Origin of the sequence: Nocardia rhizosphaerae, assembly GCF_042650365.1 — a bacterium.
GTDB lineage: Bacteria > Actinomycetota > Actinomycetes > Mycobacteriales > Mycobacteriaceae > Nocardia > Nocardia rhizosphaerae.
Genome location: NZ_JBHSBA010000015.1, coordinates 733,869 through 754,777, shown reverse-complemented (window position 1 = coordinate 754,777; position 20,909 = coordinate 733,869). Strand labels below are relative to the sequence as shown.

The following is a 20,909-nucleotide window of genomic DNA, read 5'->3' as shown; positions in this document are numbered from 1 at the left end:
TCGCAGCCGGGGGGAGTGAAGGGGAGTGGCGCCGTTCGTGGCCGCGGGGCCCTACGCGGGCGATCAATGCGGATCAAAGCCGAGGGAAGTCGTTCGGCCCGGCGGAGTTCCCGCGTTGTGTCGATCTCGCCGACCCGCGCGTCGCCGGATCGGTGAGATCGACCGACAATCTGCCAGTCCGGGAACCACCGGCACTGCGTTGAACGATCGATCTCAGCGCGGCGGACGCGGAAGCGGCCGACCCGGCGAGCGACGGACGGCGGGAATCGTGCAGATTGCCCGCGCCCAGCGGGTGCGTTCAAACGCCGATAATGCACATTATGTCAAGTGACCCCGTATGGCATCAGGGCTTCGGCGTCAGCGTGATGGAGCCGATCACTACCCCGCCGAAGAAAGCAGGGCCTTCGTACCCGCCCCGTCCGTCGCTGGTCATGACGACGCGGTGGCCGGGAAACAGGTCGACGTAACCACCGTCGGGAGTCGGATGAATGGGATAACGCCCGATCAAAACCAGCTCACCGCCTTCGACGCGCGCGTCGCGCTGCAGCAGCACGATGCCGGACGACCACGTCGTGGATGTGTAGGTGCCTGGTTCGACCTCGGCGACCGCTCGACCGGTCGCCCCGACGAGCGTGGCGGCACTCACGGCCGCGGCCACCGCGGCGATTCGAACCGTCATCGGTCTGGCGCGCATGGACATGGTCTGCTCCTTTCGCTCCGGGACAGCAACTTTACGCCTGCCGGCGCCTGCTGCTCGGGCACGAATCGAGTACACCCCTATCGGTCGGCGGTTACCGCTTGCGCTCCGGGGTGAAGGCCTCCGCCGCCCAAGCGCTCAGGGCCTCTATCGCGCTGTCTGGCTGCTTCAACCACCCGGCATGCCCGGCCGGTTCATCCAGATGTGTCCGTGTTGTCGTGGCACTCGGGAACCTTGCGACCAAGGCGTCGACCGCGGATGCCGGTGCCAGCCGATCTCCGCGGAAGGACAGCGCGATGAGCGGGAACTCCCGATGCGGCAGTTCGATCGGATCCGGGGACCACGAACCGGTCCTGGCCATGCGGGCCCACTCCCCGATCAGCTGTGCCGATTGCCTGCCGAACCCGAACCTGCGTCCGTCGAAACAGCCTTGCGCGGCCGCCATTCCGACGAATGCGGTGGGCAGCAGCAGTGGTGCCAGCCGTGCGCGGCCGGTGAAGGCCCGCCAGTGCGGTGTGCCCGCGGCGACGAGGACGAGCCCGTCGAACGTTCCCGGTGATATCGATTCCAGCGCGGTGACCAACTGTCCGCCGAGGCTGTGCCCGACCAGCAGCAGCGGACCGCTCCCCTGTTCACGCACCCACGTGATGGCCTCGGTGATCTCGCCCGCGGCCAGGTCGGTATAGCCGAAACGCACACCTCGGGATATCGTCAGCGGGCTTTCGCCCTGCCCTCGGTAGTCGAGTGTCAGCACACTGAAACCCCGAGTCCTGGCCGCCTCGGCGAAACGCTGGTAATGGCGTGCTGCTACGCCCATGGCGGGGAGAACCAGCAAGGTCGGTGATCCTGGCCGACCCGGAAACCACTGCGCGACCGCCCCGCTGGGTAGGGCCACCGCGTTCATCGCCCGGTCCCCCGCACCATGCGGCGCAGCCGGGCGGGTGCCCGGCGCGCGATCTCCGCGGCGCCGGTGGTGCGCCGTGGCCGCTGGACCAGTTCGCCTCCGCAGTTCGGGCACACCTGGTGGTTCGTTGTGCAGGGCGGGCAGTAGGTGCATTCGTAACTGCAGATGAACGCCTCGTCGGTGGCGCGCAGCTCGCGCGCGCAGGTTTCGCAGGTCGATTTCATTTTCAGCATTGGTGCCGCTCCCTCACTCCGGTCCGACCTACAAACTGTATGTCAGATACAGTATGTATGTCACGGGTGGAAGGGAGACACGGTGGTTACGGTTCGCGAGGAAGGGGCTGCGCGCACGCGGGCCAGGCTGATCACGGTGGGTACCGCCCTGTTCGCCGAACACGGCTTCGCCGAGGTGACGACCGCGCAGGTGTGCGCAGCCGCCGGTGTCACCCGTGGCGCGCTGTACCACCATTTCGGCAGCATGGTCGGCTTGATGGAGGCGTGTTTCGCCGCCGTCGATCACGGCGTGGTCGAGGCCTTGTCACGCGACGCCCGGCCCGGCCCGCCCGCACAGCGGGTGCGCGCTGTCGCCCACGCGTTCGTCGATCGGCTGGCCGACGAGACGGTGCGGCAGATCCTGTTCGTGGAGGCTCCCGCCGCGCTGGGTTGGGCGCGCTGGCGCGAGATCGACGGTGGCCGTTCTCTCGGGCTGGTCAAGGATCTGCTCGTGTCCGCGCACGAGCAGGGCGAGCTGCTCCCCCGGCACGATCCGCGGGTGCTGGCGCATCTGCTGCTGGGTGGTCTCAACGAGCTGGCGATGTTCGTCGCCGCGTCCCGTTCGCGCGAGCGGGCATTGACGGCTGCCCACACGGAGCTCGACGCGGTTCTCGACGGTATGTTCGCACACCCGGCGCGGAGCGAGACGCACTGACGCCTGTCTCGGTGGCGAGCGCGAACCGGCCCCGCGGCTGTGCCCGATTCGGGACGAGCTCAGTGGTGAGTGTCTGCGGGCGTCAACGGATTTCGGTCAGTCGAGGACCTCGGCGAGTGGGCGGCGCGGCGTGGTGATCGCGCGCAGGTCGGCGGGTGGAACGGGGGCGGGATAGCGGCGCCGGTCCGATCGTCGTGTGGTGATGGCGGCGGCGAGTCCGCGGTCGAGGTCGGTGGGTGTGTGTGGGGTGCAGGTGATGGTGGCGAGGTGGTCGGGTCGAGTGGGGTCGGGCAGGCGGTGGATGGTGGCGTGGCGGCCGAGCATGGCGAGGGCGGTGCCGAGGTGGTGCAGCGCGGCGCCGCAGCTGACCATGAGGGCGCGGGCGCGTGGGTCGGTGGCGGTGAGCTGGCGGCCGAAGTCGGCGTACAGGTCGAGGCGGTCGTGGCCGAGGTGCCAGCGCCAGGGTTGGGAGTTGTGGACGGAGGGCGCGCGGACGGCCGGGCGCAGGGGGTGTCGACGGTAGGCGCGCGACCTGTGTGTTTCCCGCATCGCCGCAGGTGGTGGTCGGGCGGGTGACGGGTGCGGTTGGGCTGGTTTCCGGCCGGTCGGCGCGGTGTTCTCGGGCGGGTGGGCTCGGCGGAGCGGGGGCCGGTGCGTGGCGAATCTCGCAGTGGGAGCGTCCGAGCGAACTATGTGCAACTGTGCGTAACGCACAAACCGGCGGGACTCAGATTGTCCGGGTGTGGCCGTACCAGCGGCAGATACCGAGGGCGAACCGCAGCTCGAAGGTGTCGGCGTCGACGGCGATCCCGTAGCGACCGGTGAGCTGCTGGATGCGGTATTGCACCGTGTTGCGGTGCACGTCGAGCACCCTGGCGGTGCGGGAGTAGCTGGAGCCTTCGGCGAGGAACACCTCGAGGGTGTGCCGCAGCAGGGCGGCCTTGGGGGTGTCGGCGGCCAGCGGCCCCAGGGCGCGCCCGGCCAGGGCGGCGAGTTCGCCTGGTTCGTCGGCGAGCAGCGCGAACGGGGCGACGGCGTCGAAGTCGAGGACCGCGGGTGCCTCGGCGCCCGCCGCGGTGGCCAGGGTCTTCGCCCTGGCGGCGCAGCGGGCGGTGCGCCGGAATCCGGGCAGCCCGGCGCCGACGGGGCCGAGGGCGATCCGGGCGGGTAGTCCGGCGGTGTGGAGCCGGGAGGCGATCCGGTCGGTGTCGCAGGGCCGATCGGCGGAGACCGGAAACCAGATCCGCAGCGTCCGGTCACCGGTGGTGCCCACCAGTTCGGGACCGTCGGCCGCTGTTTCGGCGGCGAGCAGGCGGCGGGTCTGGTCGAGGACGCGCACGGTGTCGGTGCCGGCGGGCTCGGGTGTGGTGGTCCAGATCTCGGCGCCGAGGTGATGCCGGTCGAGCCGGTAGTCCAGGGCGGCTTCGGCGGCGGGCAGGTCGACGTCGTCGCTGTCGAGCAGCTGGGCGATCCACTGCTGCTGCGCGGCTTGTCTGCTGCTGAGCCAGCGGTCGCGTTCGGTCTCGTAGATCCGGCCCATCGAGGAGTTGAGCCGGTCGAGGTAGGTGCCCGCGAATTTCAGCAGTTCGGCGATGCGGGCAGCCTGGTCGGGTCCGTGGACCGCGAGCACGATGCCGATGGCGGCATCGAGCAGCCGGTATTGGCCGAGGCCGTAGGCGCGCAGCAGGACGGTGAGCGGTACGCCGCGCCGGGCGAGGCGCTGGGCGTAGGCGGCGGCGCCCGCTGGTGGACTGACGGTGGCGGGGTCGATGTTGTTGGCCAGCACGTACTGCACGAGGGCGACGTTCTCGGCGATGCTGGCGGCGCGCAGCTCGGCGAGGTCGAAGGCGAGGTCGGTGACGGGGATGAGTTGTTCGGTGACGCGGATGAGGTCGGCGGTGATCGCGTCGGTGAGCGGGCCGAGGGCCTGCCCGACCCACACCAGTGTTCCGTATCCCGCCACCTGGCCGCTCCGTTCCTTGCACAAATTCGGTCCGCGGCATTGTGTCATGCGCACAAATTTCGGGTGAAGGCTTGCCTGACGTCGCGCTTCCCCACCCGAGGTGTGGTCTTGACACGAAACGTGTGGTGTCATGGTCGCCGAACGCCCCGAGATCGACTCCTTTCAAGCTTGTTCGAACACTGGTCCACCCCGGTAGGCCCAGAATCCGGCAGGGTTCGTGGGTCATCGTGCAGCTGTGGGCCGGACAGGTGAAGGATGTAGTGCTCGGATGGGTGAGGTTCGTCGTGCGGCGCGAGGTCGAGGCAATCGCAAGGCGGGCGCTCCGCTGTTCGCGCAGCTGCTGACCGCCGCGGTCGACTCCGCCGGTGCCGCGGTCGCGCTCACCTACTCCCCCGCGGGCGGCGTCCGGTGCGAGCTGACCTATACCGAACTGGATGAGCGTTCGTCGCGACTGGCCAGGGAGCTGATCGGGCGCGGGGTCGGCCCAGGTGACGTGGTGGCGCTGGGTGTCACCCGGTCGGTGGAGTCGGTGCTCGCGGTGTGGGCGGTGGCCAAGACCGGTGCGGCGTTCGTCCCGGTGGATCCGGGGCTGCCCGAGGAGCGGATTTCGTATCTGCTCGCCGATTCCGGTGCGCTGCTCGGTGTCACCACCTCCGCACACCTCGAGCAGCTGGGTGCGTCGCTGGACTGGCTGGTCGTCGACGAGCCTGCGGTGGCGGCCCGGATCGCGGCGCGCGCGGCGCATCCGGTGTCGTATGTGGACCGGGTTCGCGTGCTGACCGACCAGCATCCGGCCTATGTCATCTACACCTCGGGGTCGACGGGTCGGCCCAAGGGCGTGGTCGTCACCCATACCGGGCTGGCCGGTCTGGTCGCGGCCGCGCGGGAGGGGTACGGGGTGGATGCCGAGGCGCGCGTGCTGCACGTGTGCTCGCCGAACTTCGATGTGTCGGTCCTCGAGCTGCTGCTGACCTTCCATGCGGGGGCGCGGCTGGTGGTGGCACCGCCGACGGTGTTCGGCGGTCCTGACCTGGCCGAGCTGGTGCATCGGGAGCGGGTGACGCACCTGCTGATCACGCCCGCGGCGCTGGAGTCGGTGGACCCGCGCGGGCTCGATTCGGTGCGGGCGGTCGTGGTGGCCGGTGACGCGTTCGGTCCCGCGCTGGTGCAGCGGTGGGCGGTGCAGGGCCGGTCGTTCTTCAACGGGTACGGCCCCACCGAGGCGACGGTGCTGGCCACCGGAAGCGGCGCGCTGCGGCCGGGGCAGCCGATCACGATCGGGTCGGCGTTCGCCGGGGTCGGCGCGGTGGTGCTGGATGCGCGGTTGCGGCCGGTGCCGGCCGGGGTGGCCGGTGAGCTGTATCTGTCCGGGCCGGCGCTGGCGCAAAGCTATCTGGGCAGGCCGGGGCTGACCGCCGATCGGTTCGTCGCCTCGCCGCTGGCCGGTTCGGCGGGTGCGCGGATGTACCGGACGGGTGATCTGGTGCGCCGCAGCACCGACGGTGAGCTGGAGTATCTGGGGCGCTCGGATTTCCAGGTGAAGGTGCGCGGGTTCCGGATCGAGCTGGGTGAGATCGATGCGGCGCTGACCGCGCATCCCGATCTCGAGTACGCGGTGACCGTCGGCGCGACCGCCGATTCGGGCGCGACGGTGCTGGTGTCGTATGTGCTGCCGCGCGCGGGTGCGGTGGTCGAGCAGGCGGAGCTCACCCGATTCGCGGGTGCGTCGCTGCCGGGGCACATGGTGCCGGGTGCGTTCGTGGTGCTGACGCAGATCCCGCTGACGCCGAACGGGAAGCTGGATCGGGCCGCGCTGCCGGTGCCGGTGTTCGATGCGGTGACCTCGCGGGCGCCGGAGGGTCCGGTGGAGATCGCGCTGGCGGAGTTGTTCGCGCTGGTGCTCGGGGTGGAGCGGGTCGGTGCGGAGGATTCGTTCTTCGCCGCCGGTGGCGACAGCATCCTGTCGATCCAGCTGGTGACGCGGGCGCGGGCGGCGGGGATCTCGTTCACTCCGCAGCAGGTGTTCGAGCATCGCACGGTGGCCGGGTTGGCGCGGGTGGCGGTGCTGGGCGGTGAACCGGTGGCGTCGCTGCCCGAGTTGCCCGGTGGCGGGGTCGGTGTGCTGCCGTTGACGCCGGTGCTGGCCGCGTCGGTGGCGGGTGGCCGTGCGTTCGGCCGGTTCAGTCAGCAGCTGGTGCTCGGCTTGCCCGACGGCATCGATCGGGCGGGTCTGCTGGCGACGCTGTCGGCGGTGCTCGATCAGCACGACATGCTGCGGGCGCGGTTGCGTCGGGTCGAGGGCGGCTGGGTGTTCGACACCGTCCCGGCGGGCGGTGTGGCTGTGGCCGAGCTGCTGGCCGAGGTCGATGTCCCGGCCGGAAGCGGGGAGGCCGAGCGGGCGCGGATCGCCGAGGCGGCCATGGATGCCGCGCTGGGTTGCCTGGATCCGGCGGCGCGGATGGTCGCTTTCGCCTGGCTGCGGCGGGCCGACGGGCCAGACGGGTTGATCGTGGTCGCCCATCACGCGGTGATCGACGGGGTGTCGTGGCGAATCCTGGTGTCGGACTTGGTGTCCGCGTGGGGCCGGCTTGCGGCGGGTCGCCCGGTCGCGCTGCCCGCGGTCGGCACGTCGTTCCGCCGGTGGGCGCACGGTCTGACGGAGGCGGCGGCGACCCGGCGCGACGAACTCGACTACTGGCGTGCGGTGCTCGCGGTGCCCGACCCGCCGCTGGGTGACCGGGCCTTCGATCCGGCGCTCGATATCACCGCGACCGTGGCGACGTTCACCGTCACGGTGCCTGCCGAGGTCACCGCGGCGCTGCTCACCGAGCTGCCTGCCCGCTACCGGGCAGGCGCGGCGGATGGCCTGCTGGCCGGTGTGGCGATGGCGGTGCGCACGTGGCGGGCGCGTCGCGGTGTCGACGCGGACGCGACGCTGGTGCGGTTGGAGGGGCACGGCCGGGTCGAGTCGGCGGTGCCCGGTGCCGATCTGACCCGCACGGTCGGCTGGTTCACCAGCATGTATCCGGTCGCGCTCGACCTGAGCGGGATCGGTGCCGAGGCCGCGTGGCGTGGGGGCGCGCAGACCGCGGCGGTGGTGCGGGCGGTCAAGGAGCAGCTGCGCGCGGTGCCGGACGCGGGGATCGGGTTCGGGATGTTGCGTCATCTCGACGAGGCCACCGCCGGACAGCTCGACGGGCTGCTCGGCCAGGTCGGGTTCAACTATCTGGGCCGGATCTCGGCGGGCGAGGTGGCGGGCCCGGATGCCGAGGCCGGATGGCTGCCCACCGGCGAGTGGGGTGAACCGGTGGCCGCGCAGGATCCGGAGCTGCCGGCGGGCGCGGTGGTGGACATCAACGCGATCGCCACCGAGTCCGGGGCGGGTGTCGAGCTGCGGGCGTCGTTCTCCTACGCGTCCCTGCTCGTCGACGAGGCCGCGGTGCGTGAGCTGGCCGAGCATTGGACGGCGGCGCTGACGGTGCTCGCCGAGCATCTGGGCGACCCGGCGGCGGGTGGCCTGACGCCGTCGGATGTGCCGCTGGTGCGGGTGGGACAGGCGGAGCTGGACGGCTGGCGCCGCGAGCGGCCGGGCCTTGTCGATGTCGTGCCGCTGGCGCCGCTGCAGCTGGGGCTGCTGTTCCTGGCGGAGTTGTCGCCGCGGGATCCGTATCTGGTGCAGCTGGCGGTGGAGCTGGCCGGTGTGGTCGATCCGGACCGGCTTCGGCGGGCCGCGCAGGTCGTGCTGGACCGGCACGCGATTCTGCGGACCTCGTTCGGGTCGACGGCGGCCGGGTCCGCAGCCGGTTTCGTCGTCGAGGGTGTCGCGGTGCCGTGGCGGGTGGTGGACACCACGGAGACCGAGGCGGCGGCGTTGCTGGCGGCCGAGGCCGGGACCGGGTTCGATCCCGCGGTGCCGCCGCTGGTGCGGTTCACCGTTTTCCGGCGGGCCGATGGCGGGCTGCACCTGGTGCTGACGGTGCATCATCTGCTGGTGGACGGCTGGTCCATGCCGGTGTTGATGCGTGAGCTGTTGCTCGCCTACGCGGCCGACGGTGCCGCGTTGCCGCCGGTGCGGCCCTACCGTGACTATCTGGTCTGGCTGGCCGGGCAGGATCGGGCCGAGGCGCTGCGGAACTGGGGTGCGGCGCTGTCGGGGCAGCAGCCGACGATGCTGGCCGCGGTGGTGCCGGTGCCGTCGGTGCCCGATACCGGTCATGCGTCGGCGAGTGTGGAGCTGTCGGCGGCGTGGGCAGAGGAGCTGGCGGCGTGCGCCGCGGCTGCCGAGGTCACGGTGAACACCGTGTTCCAGGTGGCGTGGGGGTTGGTGCTGGCCGGTGTGGTGGGTGCCGAGGATGTCGTGTTCGGTGCGGTGGTGTCGGGGCGGCCGCCGCAGCTCGACGGTGTCGACACCATGGTCGGCCTGTTCGCGAACACCATTCCGGTGCGGGTGCGGCCCGCGCCCGGCGACACGCTGCGCACGCTGCTGGCACGGGTGCAGGCCGAGCAGGTGACGCTGCTGGCCGGTCACCATCTGGGGTTGGCCGAGATCCAGCGGGCGGCCGGGTCCGGTGAACTCTTCGACACCCTGCTGGCCTACGAGTCGTATCCGGTCGACACCGAGGGTTTGCGGCGCGCGCACGGCGCGATCGATGGACTCGAGATCGTCGGCGTCGAGGCCGCCAATGCCACCCACTATCCGGTGGCGGTCGGCGTGGAGGTCGGTGCGGGCATCCGGATCGGGGTGCAGTACCGGCGCGATCGGATCACCGATGCCGTGGCCGATGCGCTGCTGCATCGGTTGCGGTCGGTGGTCGAGGCGTTCGTCGCGGCATCCGGCCGTCCGGTCGCCGAGCTGCTCGACCCGCTCGCGCACGGTGACGACGCGCTGGCGGCGGCCGTGTACGTGCGGGATCTGCTGACGGACCTGCCGGAGCTGGCGCTGCCGGCCGATCGGCCGCGCCCGGCGGCACCGGTGGTCGCCGACGATCGGGTGCGCGTCGTCATCCAGGCCGACCTGTACCGGCGGATCCGCGATTTCGCTCGCGAGCGCGACACCACGGTGTTCACGGTGGTGCACACGGTGTTCGCGGTCCTGCTCGCCCGGCTGTCGGGCGGCGACGACATCGCGATCGGGGTGCCGTCCGCGCAGGCCGGGATCCGGGTGCTGCGCCTGCGAGTGCCGGCCGCGGTCGCGGTCGAGGATCTGGTCGCGGCCGCGGATGCCGTCGCCCGGCGTGGTTTCGCGCAGCCGGGGCTCGCCACCGACGATGTCGCGTGCGCCGGGGCCGGTGTCCCGGTGGCGCGGGCCATGATCCGCACCGAGCCGGTCGATGGCCTCGATCACGCGGACCTGGTGCTGCGCCTGTGTGCCGATGCCACCGAGGACACGGTGGCCGCCGAATTCCGGTTCGCCACCGCCCTGTTCGATCGCGCGACGGTGTCGGTCTTCGCCGACCGGCTGTTGCGGCTGTTGCTCGCCGCGCTCGCCGCGCCGCGGACACCGGTCGGTGATCTCGCGGTGCTCAGCGAGGGCGAACTCGCGGCGCTCACCGCGCGGGAGGGCACCACCGACCCGGCTGTGCTGTTCCCGGATCTGCTGGTTCGTGGTGTCGCCGTCGGTCGCGACCGTATCGCACTGCGCGAGGGCGAGTACACGCTCACCTACGGCGAGTTCGACGAGCGCACCTCCCGGCTGGCGCGTGCGCTCCTCGCGCGCGGCGTCGGACCCGAGGTGGCGGTGGCGCTCGCCCTGCCGCGGTCGGCCGCGATGGTGGTCGCCGCGGTCGCCGTGGCCAAGGCAGGCGGATTCCCCGTGCCGATGGATCCTGCCTACCCGGCCGAACGGCTGCGGCATCTGATCGCCGATTCCGGGGCCGCACTGGGTATTTCGGTGTCGGGCCAGGGCGATCGGCTGCCCACGGAGCCCGGTTGGCTGCTGCTCGACGATCCGGTGGTCGAGCGGGAGTGCGCGGCCTATCCGTCGGCGCCGGTCACCGACGACGAGCGCCGGTCCCCGCTACGGGTGCAGCATCCCGCCTACCTCATCTACACCTCCGGGTCGACCGGGTTGCCCAAGGGTGTCGTGGTGACCCACGCCGGGCTGGCGGGTCTGCTCGACGAGGCGGTGCGCCGCTATCAGCTCACCGCCGAGCACCGTTTCCTGCACATCTGCTCCCCCTGTTTCGACCCGTCGGTCCTGGAGTGGCTGTGCGCGCTGGCCACCGGGGCGACGCTGGTGGTGGTGCCCGCCGAGATCACCGGCGGCGCCGAACTGGCCGAGGTGATCGCCGGTGCGGCGGTCACGCACGCGATCATCACCCCCGCCGTGCTCGGCACCCTCGATCCGGCGGGGCTGGATTCGCTGCGGGTGCTGTCGGTGGGTGGCGATGTGACCGGCCAGGAGCTGCTGGCGCGCTGGCAGCCGGGCCGCCGCTACCTCAACGGGTACGGCCCCACCGAGACCACCATCATCTCCACCTATGCGGAACTGACGGCGGGAGCGCCGATCACGATCGGATCGCCGGTGCCGGGCACGCACGCGCTGATCCTGGACGCACGGCTGGCGCCGGTGCCGCCGGGTGTCACCGGCGAGCTGTATCTCACCGGTGCCGCGGTGGCACGCGGCTACCGTGGCCGGCCGGCGACGACGGCGGTCCGGTTCGTGCCCGATCCGTGGGGCGAACCGGGTGCCCGCATGTACCGCACCGGTGACCTCGTGCGGTTGCGCCACGGTGCCCTCGAGTACGCGGGCCGCGCCGACGCGCAGCTGAAGGTGCGCGGCTTCCGTATCGAACCCGGTGAGGTGGACGCGGCGCTCGTCGCCGCAGGCGATCTCGCCGCGGTCGCGACGGTCGGTCGTAGCACCGCGGCGGGAACTGTCACGCTGGTCTCGTATGTCGTTGCCGCACCAGGGCATACCGTCGATCCGCGGCAGCTGCTCGAGCGGGTGGCCGCGGTGCTGCCGCCGCAGCTGGTGCCCACCGCGGTCGTGCCGTTGGACGCGCTGCCGATGACGACGAACGGCAAGCTCGACCGCGCCGCCCTGCCCGACCCGGTCACGGTGTCCCCCATCGGCCGGGCACCGCATGGACCTGCCGAAACCGTGCTGGCCGACCTGTTCGCCCGGGTGCTCGGCGTGCCCGCGGTCGGTGCCGACACCTCGTTCTTCGCCGTCGGCGGCGACAGTATCCTGTCGATCCAGCTGGTCTCCCTTGCCCGCGCCGCCGGTCTGGTGTTCACCACCCGCGATGTCTTCGAGCACCGCACGGTCGCGAAACTCGCCGCGATCGCCACCAGCGAGAGTGCCCCGACGGTGCCGGCCGAGCTGCCCGGCGGCGGCGTTGGAGAGGTGCCGCTGACCCCGGTGCTTGCCGAGTTCCTTCGCGACGGCTCCCGCGACCGTTTCGCGCAGACGATGGTGCTCGCCCTGCCCGAGGGCATCGACCACGCCGGGGTGGCTGCCACCCTCGCCGCGGTGGTCGGCCACCACGACATGCTGCGCTCGCGGTTGTCGCGTGACGCCGACCGGTGGCGCTGGGAGGTGCTCGCCCCCGGCTCCGTCGACGTCGACACGCTGCTCACCGAAGTCGACGCGGGCCCTGCCGTGGGGGCCGCACTCGCCGGGATCGGCAGTGCCGCCATGGATTCGGCGCTCTCGATGCTCGACCCTGGGTCCGGGCGGATGCTGGCCTGCACGTGGGTGCGTCGCGACGGCGCCCCGGACGTGCTGGCCGTCGCCGTTCACCACTACGCCGTGGACGGGGTGTCGTGGCGGATCCTGCTCCCCGACCTGGTCACCGCCTGGGCGCAGCGCAGCAGCGGGCAGCCGGTCGCTCTGGCTCCGGTCGGCACCTCGTTCCGGCGCTGGGCGCACGGACTGGCCGAGGCCGATCACAGCGCCGAGCTCGACTACTGGCGCCGGGTCATGGCCACCCCGGATCCGCTGCTCGGTGACCGTGGCCCCGATCCCGCCCGCGACACCGAGGCCACGACCCGCTCGTTCACCGTGCGGGTGCCGGTGCGCACCACCGAGACCGTCTTGACCGCATTGCCCGCGCTGTACCGGGCAGGCGCCGACCACGGCCTGCTGACCGCACTCGCGCTGGCCGTGCGCGCCTGGCGGACGCGCCGCGGCGGCGACGCCGACACCGTCCTGGTCCGGCTCGAAGGTCACGGCCGCGGCGACGACGCTGTTCCCGGCGCCGACCTCACCCGCACCGTCGGCTGGTTCACCAGCGTCTACCCTGTCGCCCTCGCGGTCGCCGCCGACGCCGAGGATCCGCTCGCCGCCACCATGCGTGCCGTCAAGGAACAGTTGCGCGCCGTGCCCGCGCAGGGCATCGGCTTCGGCCTGCTGCGCCACGACCCGCGCACCCGCGACGCGCTGTCCGGTGCGCTCGGCCAGATCGGGTTCAACTATCTCGGGCGGGCCAGTGCCGCTACCGCTACCGGGGACACCGCCTGGCTACCCACCGCCGATCTCGGCGACCTCGAGGTCGGCTACGACCCCGCGCTACCCGCGCACACCGTCATCGATATCAACGCCATCACCGTCGGCACCGACGCGGGCAGGCAACTGGAAGCCAATTTCCGGTACGCGACCGGGATTCTCGACGAATCGGCCGTCCGGGAACTGGCCGTGGCGTGGACCGACGCCCTTGCCGACCTCGCCGCGCACGCGGCGGACCCGGCCGCGGGTGGCCTGACCCCGTCGGATGTCCCACTGGTCCAGGTCACCCAGGCCGAACTCGACTCCTGGCGCCGCAGCAGGCCGGGGCTGATCGACGTGTTGCCGCTGTCACCGTTGCAGCAGTCGCTGCTGGCGCTGGGCGAGCTGCTCGCGGAATCGGTGCACGCCTATGTGATCCAGCTCGTCGCCGAACTGCGCGGCACGCTCGATCTCGACCGGCTGCGCCGCGCCGCGCAGGCCGTGCTCGACCGGCACGCCAATCTGCGTGCCGCGTTCGTCACCACCGCCGACGGCACCCCGGTGCAGCTGGTGGACGACGACGTCACCGCACCGCTGCGCGTCGTCGAGGTCGGCGACGACGCCGAGCTGCCCGCGCTGCTGGCCGGCGACCAGCGCACCGTGTTCGATCCGGCGATCGCGCCGCTGCTGCGATTCACGGTGTACCGCACCGGTTGCGGGCGCAGCCACCTGGTGCTCACCGGCCATCACATCCTGCTCGACGGCTGGTCGATGCCGCTGCTGATGAAGGAGCTGCTCCTTGGCTACGCCACCGGTGACGGCACCGCGCTGCCGCCGGTGCGCCCCTACCGCGACTACCTCGCCTGGCTCGCCGGTCAGGACCGTGACAGCGCCGAACAAGCTTGGGCCCGCGCTCTTTCCGGCGTCGAGCCGACCCTGCTGGCACCGGAACTCACCTGGCCGCCCGCGGTGGGTACCGGATTCGGGCTGTGCGAGTTCGCGCTCGACTCCGCGGCGACCACGGCGCTGACCGGCTTCGCGGCGGGCGCCGAGGTGACCCCGAACTCGGTGTTCCAGGCGGCGTGGGGACTGGTCGTCGCCGCGAGCACCGGCCGCGACGATGTCGTGTTCGGTGCCACCATCTCCGGTCGCCCACCGCAGCTGGACGGGGTCGCCGACATGATCGGTCTGTTCGTCGACGCGGTCCCGGTGCGGGTGCGCCGCACCGGCGGTTCGGCCGCCGAACTGGTGCGCGCGGTGCAGGCCGAGCAGGCCTCGCTGCTGGACCACCACCATCTCGGTCTCGGCGCCATCGGGCGGATCGCCGGGTCGGGCGAGCTGTTCGACACCATGCTCGCCTTCGAGTCCTATCCGGTCGACGCCGAGGGCCTGCGCGCGGCAGGCAGTGGCATCGACGACCTCCATATCGACGACCTGCGCGGCGCCGACCACACCCACTATCCGATCACGGTACTGGTATTCCTGGGCGCCGGCACCACGGTGCAGGTCAAGTTCCGTCGTGACCTGGTCGCCGAATCCACCGCCGAGGCCGTCACCGACCGGCTGCGGCGAGCTCTGGACCTGCTCGTCGCGACCCCGGACCGTGCGGACAGCGACCTGATCCGGCAGCTGGCCGCCACCGCCGACCCGATCGGCCGCGCCCGGTTCTGGCGCCGCACCCTGGCCGACCCGCCCGCACCGCTGACCCTGCCCACCGACCGGAACGGCACCGCCGCGCCAACGCACGGGCAGGCCCACCTGCCCGTGCCCGTCGACCTGCACCGGCGGCTGCGCGCTCTCGCCGACACCACCGCCGTGTCCTGGCCGGTCCTGATCCGCACCGGCCTCGCGGTGCTGCTGGCGCGGCTCACCGCCACCGCCGACATCGTCATCGCCACCCCGGACACCGACCGGGTCTCGCGCACGGTCGTCGACCCGGCCACCCCGTTCCGCCAGCTGCTCGCCGACGCCGCACGCGCCGACGCCGCCGCCAGGGCCGCGGGCCCGATCCCGGCGGCCGAGCTGGCCGACCTCGTCGGCGCCGACCACCTCCAGCAGGTGAGCCTGACCAGCCGACCTGCCGCCACCGACACCGAACTGGCCGTGACCACCGACGAATCCGGGATCGGGATCACCTGCCGCGCACACACCGATGACGAGGCCGCCGCGTTCGGCAGGCGCCTGCTGCACCTGCTCGGTGCCGCCGCCGAGCATCCCGGCACCCCGGCCGGTGACCTGCCGCTGACCGACCGGGGTGAAACGGCCGCGCTGCTCCAGCTCGGTGACGGCGCCACCCCACCGGTAACCGGCACGCTGCCCGAGATCCTGGTCCGCGGCACCGGCTACGGCCAGCAGCGCATCGCCGTACGCGAGGGCGACCGCTCCGTCACCTACGGCACCCTCGACGCCGAATCGGCCCGGCTGGCCCGCGTCCTCATCGCCGCCGGTGTCGGACCGGAAATCGTGGTCGCGGCGGCGGTTCCGCGGTCGTATGAGTCGATTCTCGCGTTCTGGGCCGTCGCCAAGGCCGGTGGCGTGTATCTGCCGGTCGACCCGGCCTACCCCGCCGACCGGGTGCGGCACATGCTCGACGACTCCGGCGCCACTCTCGGGCTCACCCTCGCCGAACTGGTCCCCACCCTGGCCGCCACGGTGCACTGGCTCGGCATCGATGACCCCGCGGTGCGGGCGAGCGCGGCGGGCAGGGCGGCGACCCCCGTCCGCAACCGCGACCGGCTGGCCTCGATCCGGCCCGACCACGCCGCCTACCTCATCTACACCTCCGGCTCCACCGGACGGCCCAAGGGGGTGACGGTGACCCACGCCGGACTCGGCGCGCTCGTCGCCCATTCGGCCAACCTGATGGGCTTGCGGCACGACCACCGCATGCTGCACGTGTGCTCGCCCAGCTTCGACCAGTCGATCGAGGAGCTCGGCACCGCGTTCCACCGTGGCGCCACCCTGGTGATCGCCCCGCCCGACACCGTCGGCGGCGCCGAACTCGCCGACCTGCTGCGCACCGAACGCGTCACCCACACCATCATCACCCCCGCGCTGCTGAGCACTCTCGACCCGGCGGGTCTGCCCGACCTGGTGTGTGTCTCGGCGGGCGGTGAGGCGAGCACCGCTGAGCTGCTGGCCGCGTGGCAGCCGGGCCGCTACTTCCTCAACGGCTACGGCCCCACCGAAGCCACCATCGGCGCCAGCTACGCCAGTCTGCGCGCCGGACAGCGCGTCACCATCGGCCGCCCGGTACCAGGGATCAGGGCCGTCGTCCTCGATTCCCGGCTGCGCCCGGTGCCGACCGGGGTGGTCGGTGAGCTGTATCTGGCCGGGCCCGCGCTCGCCCGCGGCTATCACGACCACACCGCCGCGACCGCGGGCCGGTTCGTCGCCGACCCATGGCAGGTGGGTGGCCGGATGTATCGCACCGGCGACCGGGTCCGCTGGGTGCGGGCGGTGACCGGTGCCTCGTTCGAGCTGGAATATCTGGGCCGCACCGATTTCCAGATCAAGATCCGCGGCTTCCGGATCGAGCCCGGCGAGATCGACGCGGTGCTCACCCGGCACCCGCAGGTGAGTTCGGCCGTCACCGTCGGTGCCGCCAACCCGGCCGGAGACACCGTGCTGGTGTCGTATGTGACCGGCAGCGCCATCGACCCGGGCACCCTCACCCGTTGGGCGGCGGGCACGCTGCCGGCGCATCTGGTGCCGGCGGCGATCGTGGTGCTGGACCGGCTGCCGCTGTCGGCGGCGGGCAAACTCGACCGCGCGGCGCTGCCGCCCGCCGAGTTCACCGCCCGCCCCTACCGTGCGCCGCGGACACCACTGGAAGTCACGGTGGCCGAGGTGTTCGCGCAGGTGCTCGGTGTCGACCGGGTCGGTGCCGACGACAGCTTCTTCGACCGCGGCGGCAATTCGCTGCTGGCCACCCGGCTCACCGCCCGCCTCGGCGCGGCGCTCGACCTGCGGGTGCCGGTGCGGGTGCTGTTCGCCGCGCCCACCGTCGCCGGCTGCGCGGCCGAGGTCACGCGGCTGACCCGCGCCGCGCGCAGGCCGGCCCTCACCGCAGGCCGGCGTCCCGACCGGATCCCGCTCTCGCCGGCCCAGCAGCGCATGTGGTTCCTGAACCGCTTCGACACCGGCACCGCCGCCTACAACATCCCGGTGGTGTTGCGCCTGACCGGTGCCCTCGACGTCGAAGCCCTGCGGCACGCGTTCAGCGATGTCGTCGCCCGCCACGAGATCCTGCGCACCGTCTACCCGATGGTCGAGCACGCACCGGTCCAGCTGGTGCTGCCACCCGAGCATCCCGCCGTGCCGCGGCTGCGGGTCGACACCGTCGACGATCCGGAATCGGCGGTGGCACAGGTGGTCTCGACCGTGTTCGACGTGACCACGCAGGTGCCGTTGCTGGCGTGCCTGTGCGCGGTCGCGCCGGGCGAGTTCGTACTGGCGATGACCGTGCACCACATCGCCGGTGACGGCTTCTCCGGCGCACCGCTCACCCACGATCTGGTGCGCGCCTACACCGCCCGTGCCGCGGGCACCGCCCCCGGCTGGACGCCGCTGCCGGTGCAGTACGCCGACTACGCGCTGTGGCAGCAGCGGCTGCTCGGCGACGACACCGACCCCGCCTCCACCGCCGCCGAGCAGATCTCCTACTGGCGTGCCGAGCTGGCCGGACTGCCCGATCAGCTCGACCTGCCGAGGGACCGGCCGCGACCGGCGGTCCAGAGCTATGCCGGTGGGCGGGTGCCGTTGACCCTCGACGCCGCCACCCACGCCGCGCTCACCGAGCTGTCGCGTGCCTACGGCGCGACGCTGTTCATGACCGTGCACACCGCGTTGGCGATCGTGCTGGCCCGGCTCGGCGGCACCGCCGACATCGCTATCGGCACCCCGGTCGCCGGGCGTGGGGAGGCCGCGCTCGACGACCTGATCGGCATGTTCGTCAACACCCTGGTCTTCCGCACCAGGGTCGAGGTCGACGCCGGGTTCGCCGCCCACCTGAGCAGGCAGCGCGATACCGATCTGCGCGCGTTCGCCAACGCCGACATCCCGTTCGAACAGCTCGTCGAGGTCCTCAACCCGGCCCGCTCCACTGCCCGCCACCCGCTGTTCCAGGTGGGTCTGTCGTTCCAGAACCTGGCGCCGGTGCGGATGGACCTGCCCGGTGTCACCGTGGACTCCGTCGAAACAGACCGTGGCCTTTCGCAATTCGACCTGCATCTGATCCTGGCCGACCAGTACGACACCGACGGCGCCCCGGCCGGGATCAGCGGCCACTGCACCTTTGCCACCGACCTGTTCGACTCTGCCACCGTGCGCGGCTTCCTCGACCGGTTCACCCGCTTCCTCGCCGCGGTCACCGCCGACCCGACCGCCCCGATCCACACCGTCGACCTGCTCGCCCCGGCCGAACGGTCGAGGATCCTCGACACCTGGAACCACACCACCCACCCGGTCGCCTCGGCCACTCTGGCCTCGCTGCTGGCCGACACCGTGACCGCGCACCCGGACGCGCCCGCGCTCGTCGCGGCCGCGACCCGATGGAGCTACACCGACCTCGACGACAGGGTGAACCGGCTGGCCCGCTACCTCGTCGCCGCAGGCGTCGGCCCGGAAACCCGGGTGGCGTTGGCGCTGCGCCGATCCGCCGACCTGGTGGTGGCCATGTACGCGGTGTGTGTGGCGGGCGGGGCGTACGTGCCGATCGACCCCGATCAGCCGGTGGCCCGCACCGCGCACATCCTCGACACCGCGGTCCCGCTGCTGGTGCTCACCGACTCGAGCACCGGATTCACCGCGCCAGGACACCGGATCGACCGGCTGGACCGGCTCGACCTGACGCCCTACCGGCCCGAACCGCTCACCGACAGTGACCGGCACCGGCCGCTGCGCCCCGGCAACACCGCCTACGTCATCTTCACCTCCGGCTCCACCGGACGCCCCAAGGGTGTCGCGGTGTCCCACGCCGCCATCGTGAACCAGTTGCGGTGGAAGACCACCGAATTCGGGCTCACCACCGACGACGCGGTCCTGGTGAAGACGGCCGCGACGTTCGACCTGTCGGTGTGGGAGTTCTGGTCGGCCGCGGCCAGCGGCGCCACGCTGGTGCTGGCCGCGCCCGAGGGGCACCGTGACCCGGCCTACCTGGCCGAGCTGATCCGCGGCGAAGGGGTCACCACCCTGCACACGGTGCCCGCCATGCTCGACGCCCTGCTCACCGTGCCGTTCCCGGCCTCGCTGCGGCGCGTCCTCGCCATCGGCGACACCCTGCCCCCGGCGCTGGCCCGCAGACTCGCCGCCGCGGCACCCGGCACCGCCTTGTACAACGTGTACGGCCCCACCGAAGCCGCGGTCGCCATCACCAACCATCGGGTCGACGACACCGCCACCGGCACCGTCCCGATCGGGCGGCCGGTGTGGAACAGCCAGGTGTATGTCCTGGACGCGCGGCTGCGCCCGGTGCCGTCCGGGGTGCCCGGTGAGCTGTACCTGGCGGGCACCCAGTTGGCGACCGGCTACCTGGAACGCCCCGACCTCACCGCGGAACGGTTCGTGGCCAACCCGTTCCGTACGGGTACCCGCCTCTACCGCACCGGCGACCTCGCCGCCTGGACCGCCGACGGCGCCCTGGAATACTTGGGCCGCACCGACTTCCAGGTCAAGATCCGCGGCTACCGCGTCGAACTCGGCGACATCGACGCGGTCATGGCCGAACACCCGGATGTCGGCTTCGCGGTCACCGTCGGTCGCGCCAACCAGGCCGGGGTCACCGTGCTGGTGACCTACGCGCTGCCCGCGCCCGGACACACGATCGGCACGGTCGAACTGCTCGAGTACGCGGCACGCACGCTGCCAGCGCACATGGTGCCCGCCACCGTCGTCGTGCTCGACGAATTACCGCTGACCTCGGTCGGCAAGCTCGACCGGGCGGCACTGCCCGCACCCGAGCTCGCCGTGCGCGCCTACCGTGCGCCGGCCACCGTGGTCGAGGACATCGTCTGCGACCTCGTCGCCGAGGTGCTGCGGGTGGACCGGGTGGGGCTCGACGACCATTTCTTCGAACTGGGCGGCACCTCCCTGCTCGCGACCAGGCTCGCCGCCCGTCTCGGCGAGACACTGGCCACGACGGTCCCGGTCACCTGGATCTTCACCGCACCGACCCCCGCGGGCCTGGCCGCCGCCGTGACCGCCGAACACACCGACACCGCCTTCGATCCGCTGCTGCCGTTGCGCACCACCGGATCCCGCGAGCCGCTGTTCTGTGTGCACCCGATCGGCGGTGTCGCCTGGTCCTTCGGCGGCTTGGCCGCCCACCTCGACCCCGACCGGCCGCTCTACGGCCTGCAGTCACCCGCCCTGAGTTCGGCCGAGCCGCTACCGGATTCGATCGAGAACTGGGCCCGGCTGTATGTCAAACAGATCAGGGAAGTCCAGCCCGCGGGCCCTTATCATCTGCTCGGCTGGTCGCTCGGTGGTGTCCTCGCACACGCCATGGCCGTCCAGTTGCAGGACGAGGGCGAACAGGTGGCCGTGCTGGCCATGCTCGACTCGCGGCTCACCGCCGCCGCGACCGGCAGTTCCGGCCGGCACGCCACCGCCGCCGACCTGCTCGGCGGCTTCGCCGGTGATCACGCCACCGACGCGGATCTCGATCCCCGCCGGCTGGCTCGCGACCTGTGCGAGCGCGCCGCGCCCCAGCTGGCGCTGGACCCGGCCCGCCTGGACCACATCGTCGACGCCGCGCTGGCCTCGGTGGCGATCGACGCCGCCTACCGGCCGCGCCCGTTCGACGGTGCCCTCACCTATTTCACCGCCGCACAGGACGATCCGGACGGCACCGCCGGTGCCGCGAGCTGGACCGGCGCGGTCACCGGCCCGATCACCAACCACCCGGTCGACGCCACCCACTGGCGGATGACCGACGACACCGCGCTGCGCACCATCGCCGCCGTCCTGCGGGAACTGCTGTGAGGTGAGA

At 72.1% G+C, this 20,909-nt stretch carries 7 protein-coding genes; 2 read left to right on the top strand and 5 right to left on the bottom strand.

Translation table 11 applies throughout. From position 1 onward, the window contains the following. Positions 1–343: 343 nt before the first annotated feature. From ACFOW8_RS25665 to ACFOW8_RS25655, 3 genes are all read right to left on the bottom strand, one after another. Positions 344–700 (bottom strand): hypothetical protein, encoded by a 357-nt coding sequence (locus ACFOW8_RS25665; protein ID WP_378554067.1) that lies wholly within the window; start codon positions 698–700, stop codon positions 344–346. A gap of 91 nt (positions 701–791) precedes the next feature. Then, complete coding sequence (locus tag ACFOW8_RS25660; protein WP_378554065.1) at positions 792–1,532, bottom strand: alpha/beta fold hydrolase; 741 nt, start codon at positions 1,530–1,532, stop codon at positions 792–794. Positions 1,533–1,597: 65 nt separating this feature from the next. Next, positions 1,598–1,834 carry a DUF1272 domain-containing protein gene (locus ACFOW8_RS25655; protein WP_378554063.1) on the bottom strand — a complete coding sequence of 79 codons (237 nt, stop codon included), beginning with the start codon at positions 1,832–1,834 and terminating at the stop codon, positions 1,598–1,600. A gap of 82 nt (positions 1,835–1,916) precedes the next feature. Between ACFOW8_RS25655 and ACFOW8_RS25650 the strand changes: the two genes are divergently transcribed. Beyond that, positions 1,917–2,528 (top strand): TetR/AcrR family transcriptional regulator, encoded by a 612-nt coding sequence (locus ACFOW8_RS25650; RefSeq protein WP_378554062.1) that lies wholly within the window; start codon positions 1,917–1,919, stop codon positions 2,526–2,528. Between the two features lie 96 nt (positions 2,529–2,624). On the opposite strand, the gene ACFOW8_RS25645 is transcribed toward ACFOW8_RS25650, so the two are convergent. Both ACFOW8_RS25645 and ACFOW8_RS25640 read right to left on the bottom strand, forming a co-directional pair. Then, positions 2,625–3,077 carry a hypothetical protein gene (locus ACFOW8_RS25645; protein WP_378554061.1) on the bottom strand — a complete coding sequence of 151 codons (453 nt, stop codon included), beginning with the start codon at positions 3,075–3,077 and terminating at the stop codon, positions 2,625–2,627. Positions 3,078–3,255: 178 nt separating this feature from the next. Next, on the bottom strand, positions 3,256–4,491 hold the full coding sequence (locus ACFOW8_RS25640; RefSeq protein WP_378554060.1) for a PucR family transcriptional regulator: 1,236 nt from the start codon (positions 4,489–4,491) through the stop codon (positions 3,256–3,258). Positions 4,492–4,759: 268 nt separating this feature from the next. On the opposite strand from ACFOW8_RS25640, the gene ACFOW8_RS25635 reads away from it, so the two are divergent. Beyond that, complete coding sequence (locus ACFOW8_RS25635; RefSeq protein ID WP_378554059.1) at positions 4,760–20,902, top strand: amino acid adenylation domain-containing protein; 16,143 nt, start codon at positions 4,760–4,762, stop codon at positions 20,900–20,902. The last annotated feature ends 7 nt before the right edge of the window (positions 20,903–20,909 follow it).

Excerpts from the sequence above, each read along its gene's own strand:
- ACFOW8_RS25665 (WP_378554067.1), bottom strand. The coding sequence starts at position 700 with ATGTCCATGCGCGCCAGACCGATGACGGTTCGAATCGCCGCGGTGGCC.
- ACFOW8_RS25645 (WP_378554061.1), bottom strand. The coding sequence starts at position 3,077 with ATGCGGGAAACACACAGGTCGCGCGCCTACCGTCGACACCCCCTGCGC.
- ACFOW8_RS25635 (WP_378554059.1), top strand. The coding sequence starts at position 4,760 with ATGGGTGAGGTTCGTCGTGCGGCGCGAGGTCGAGGCAATCGCAAGGCG.
- ACFOW8_RS25655 (WP_378554063.1), bottom strand. The coding sequence starts at position 1,834 with ATGCTGAAAATGAAATCGACCTGCGAAACCTGCGCGCGCGAGCTGCGC.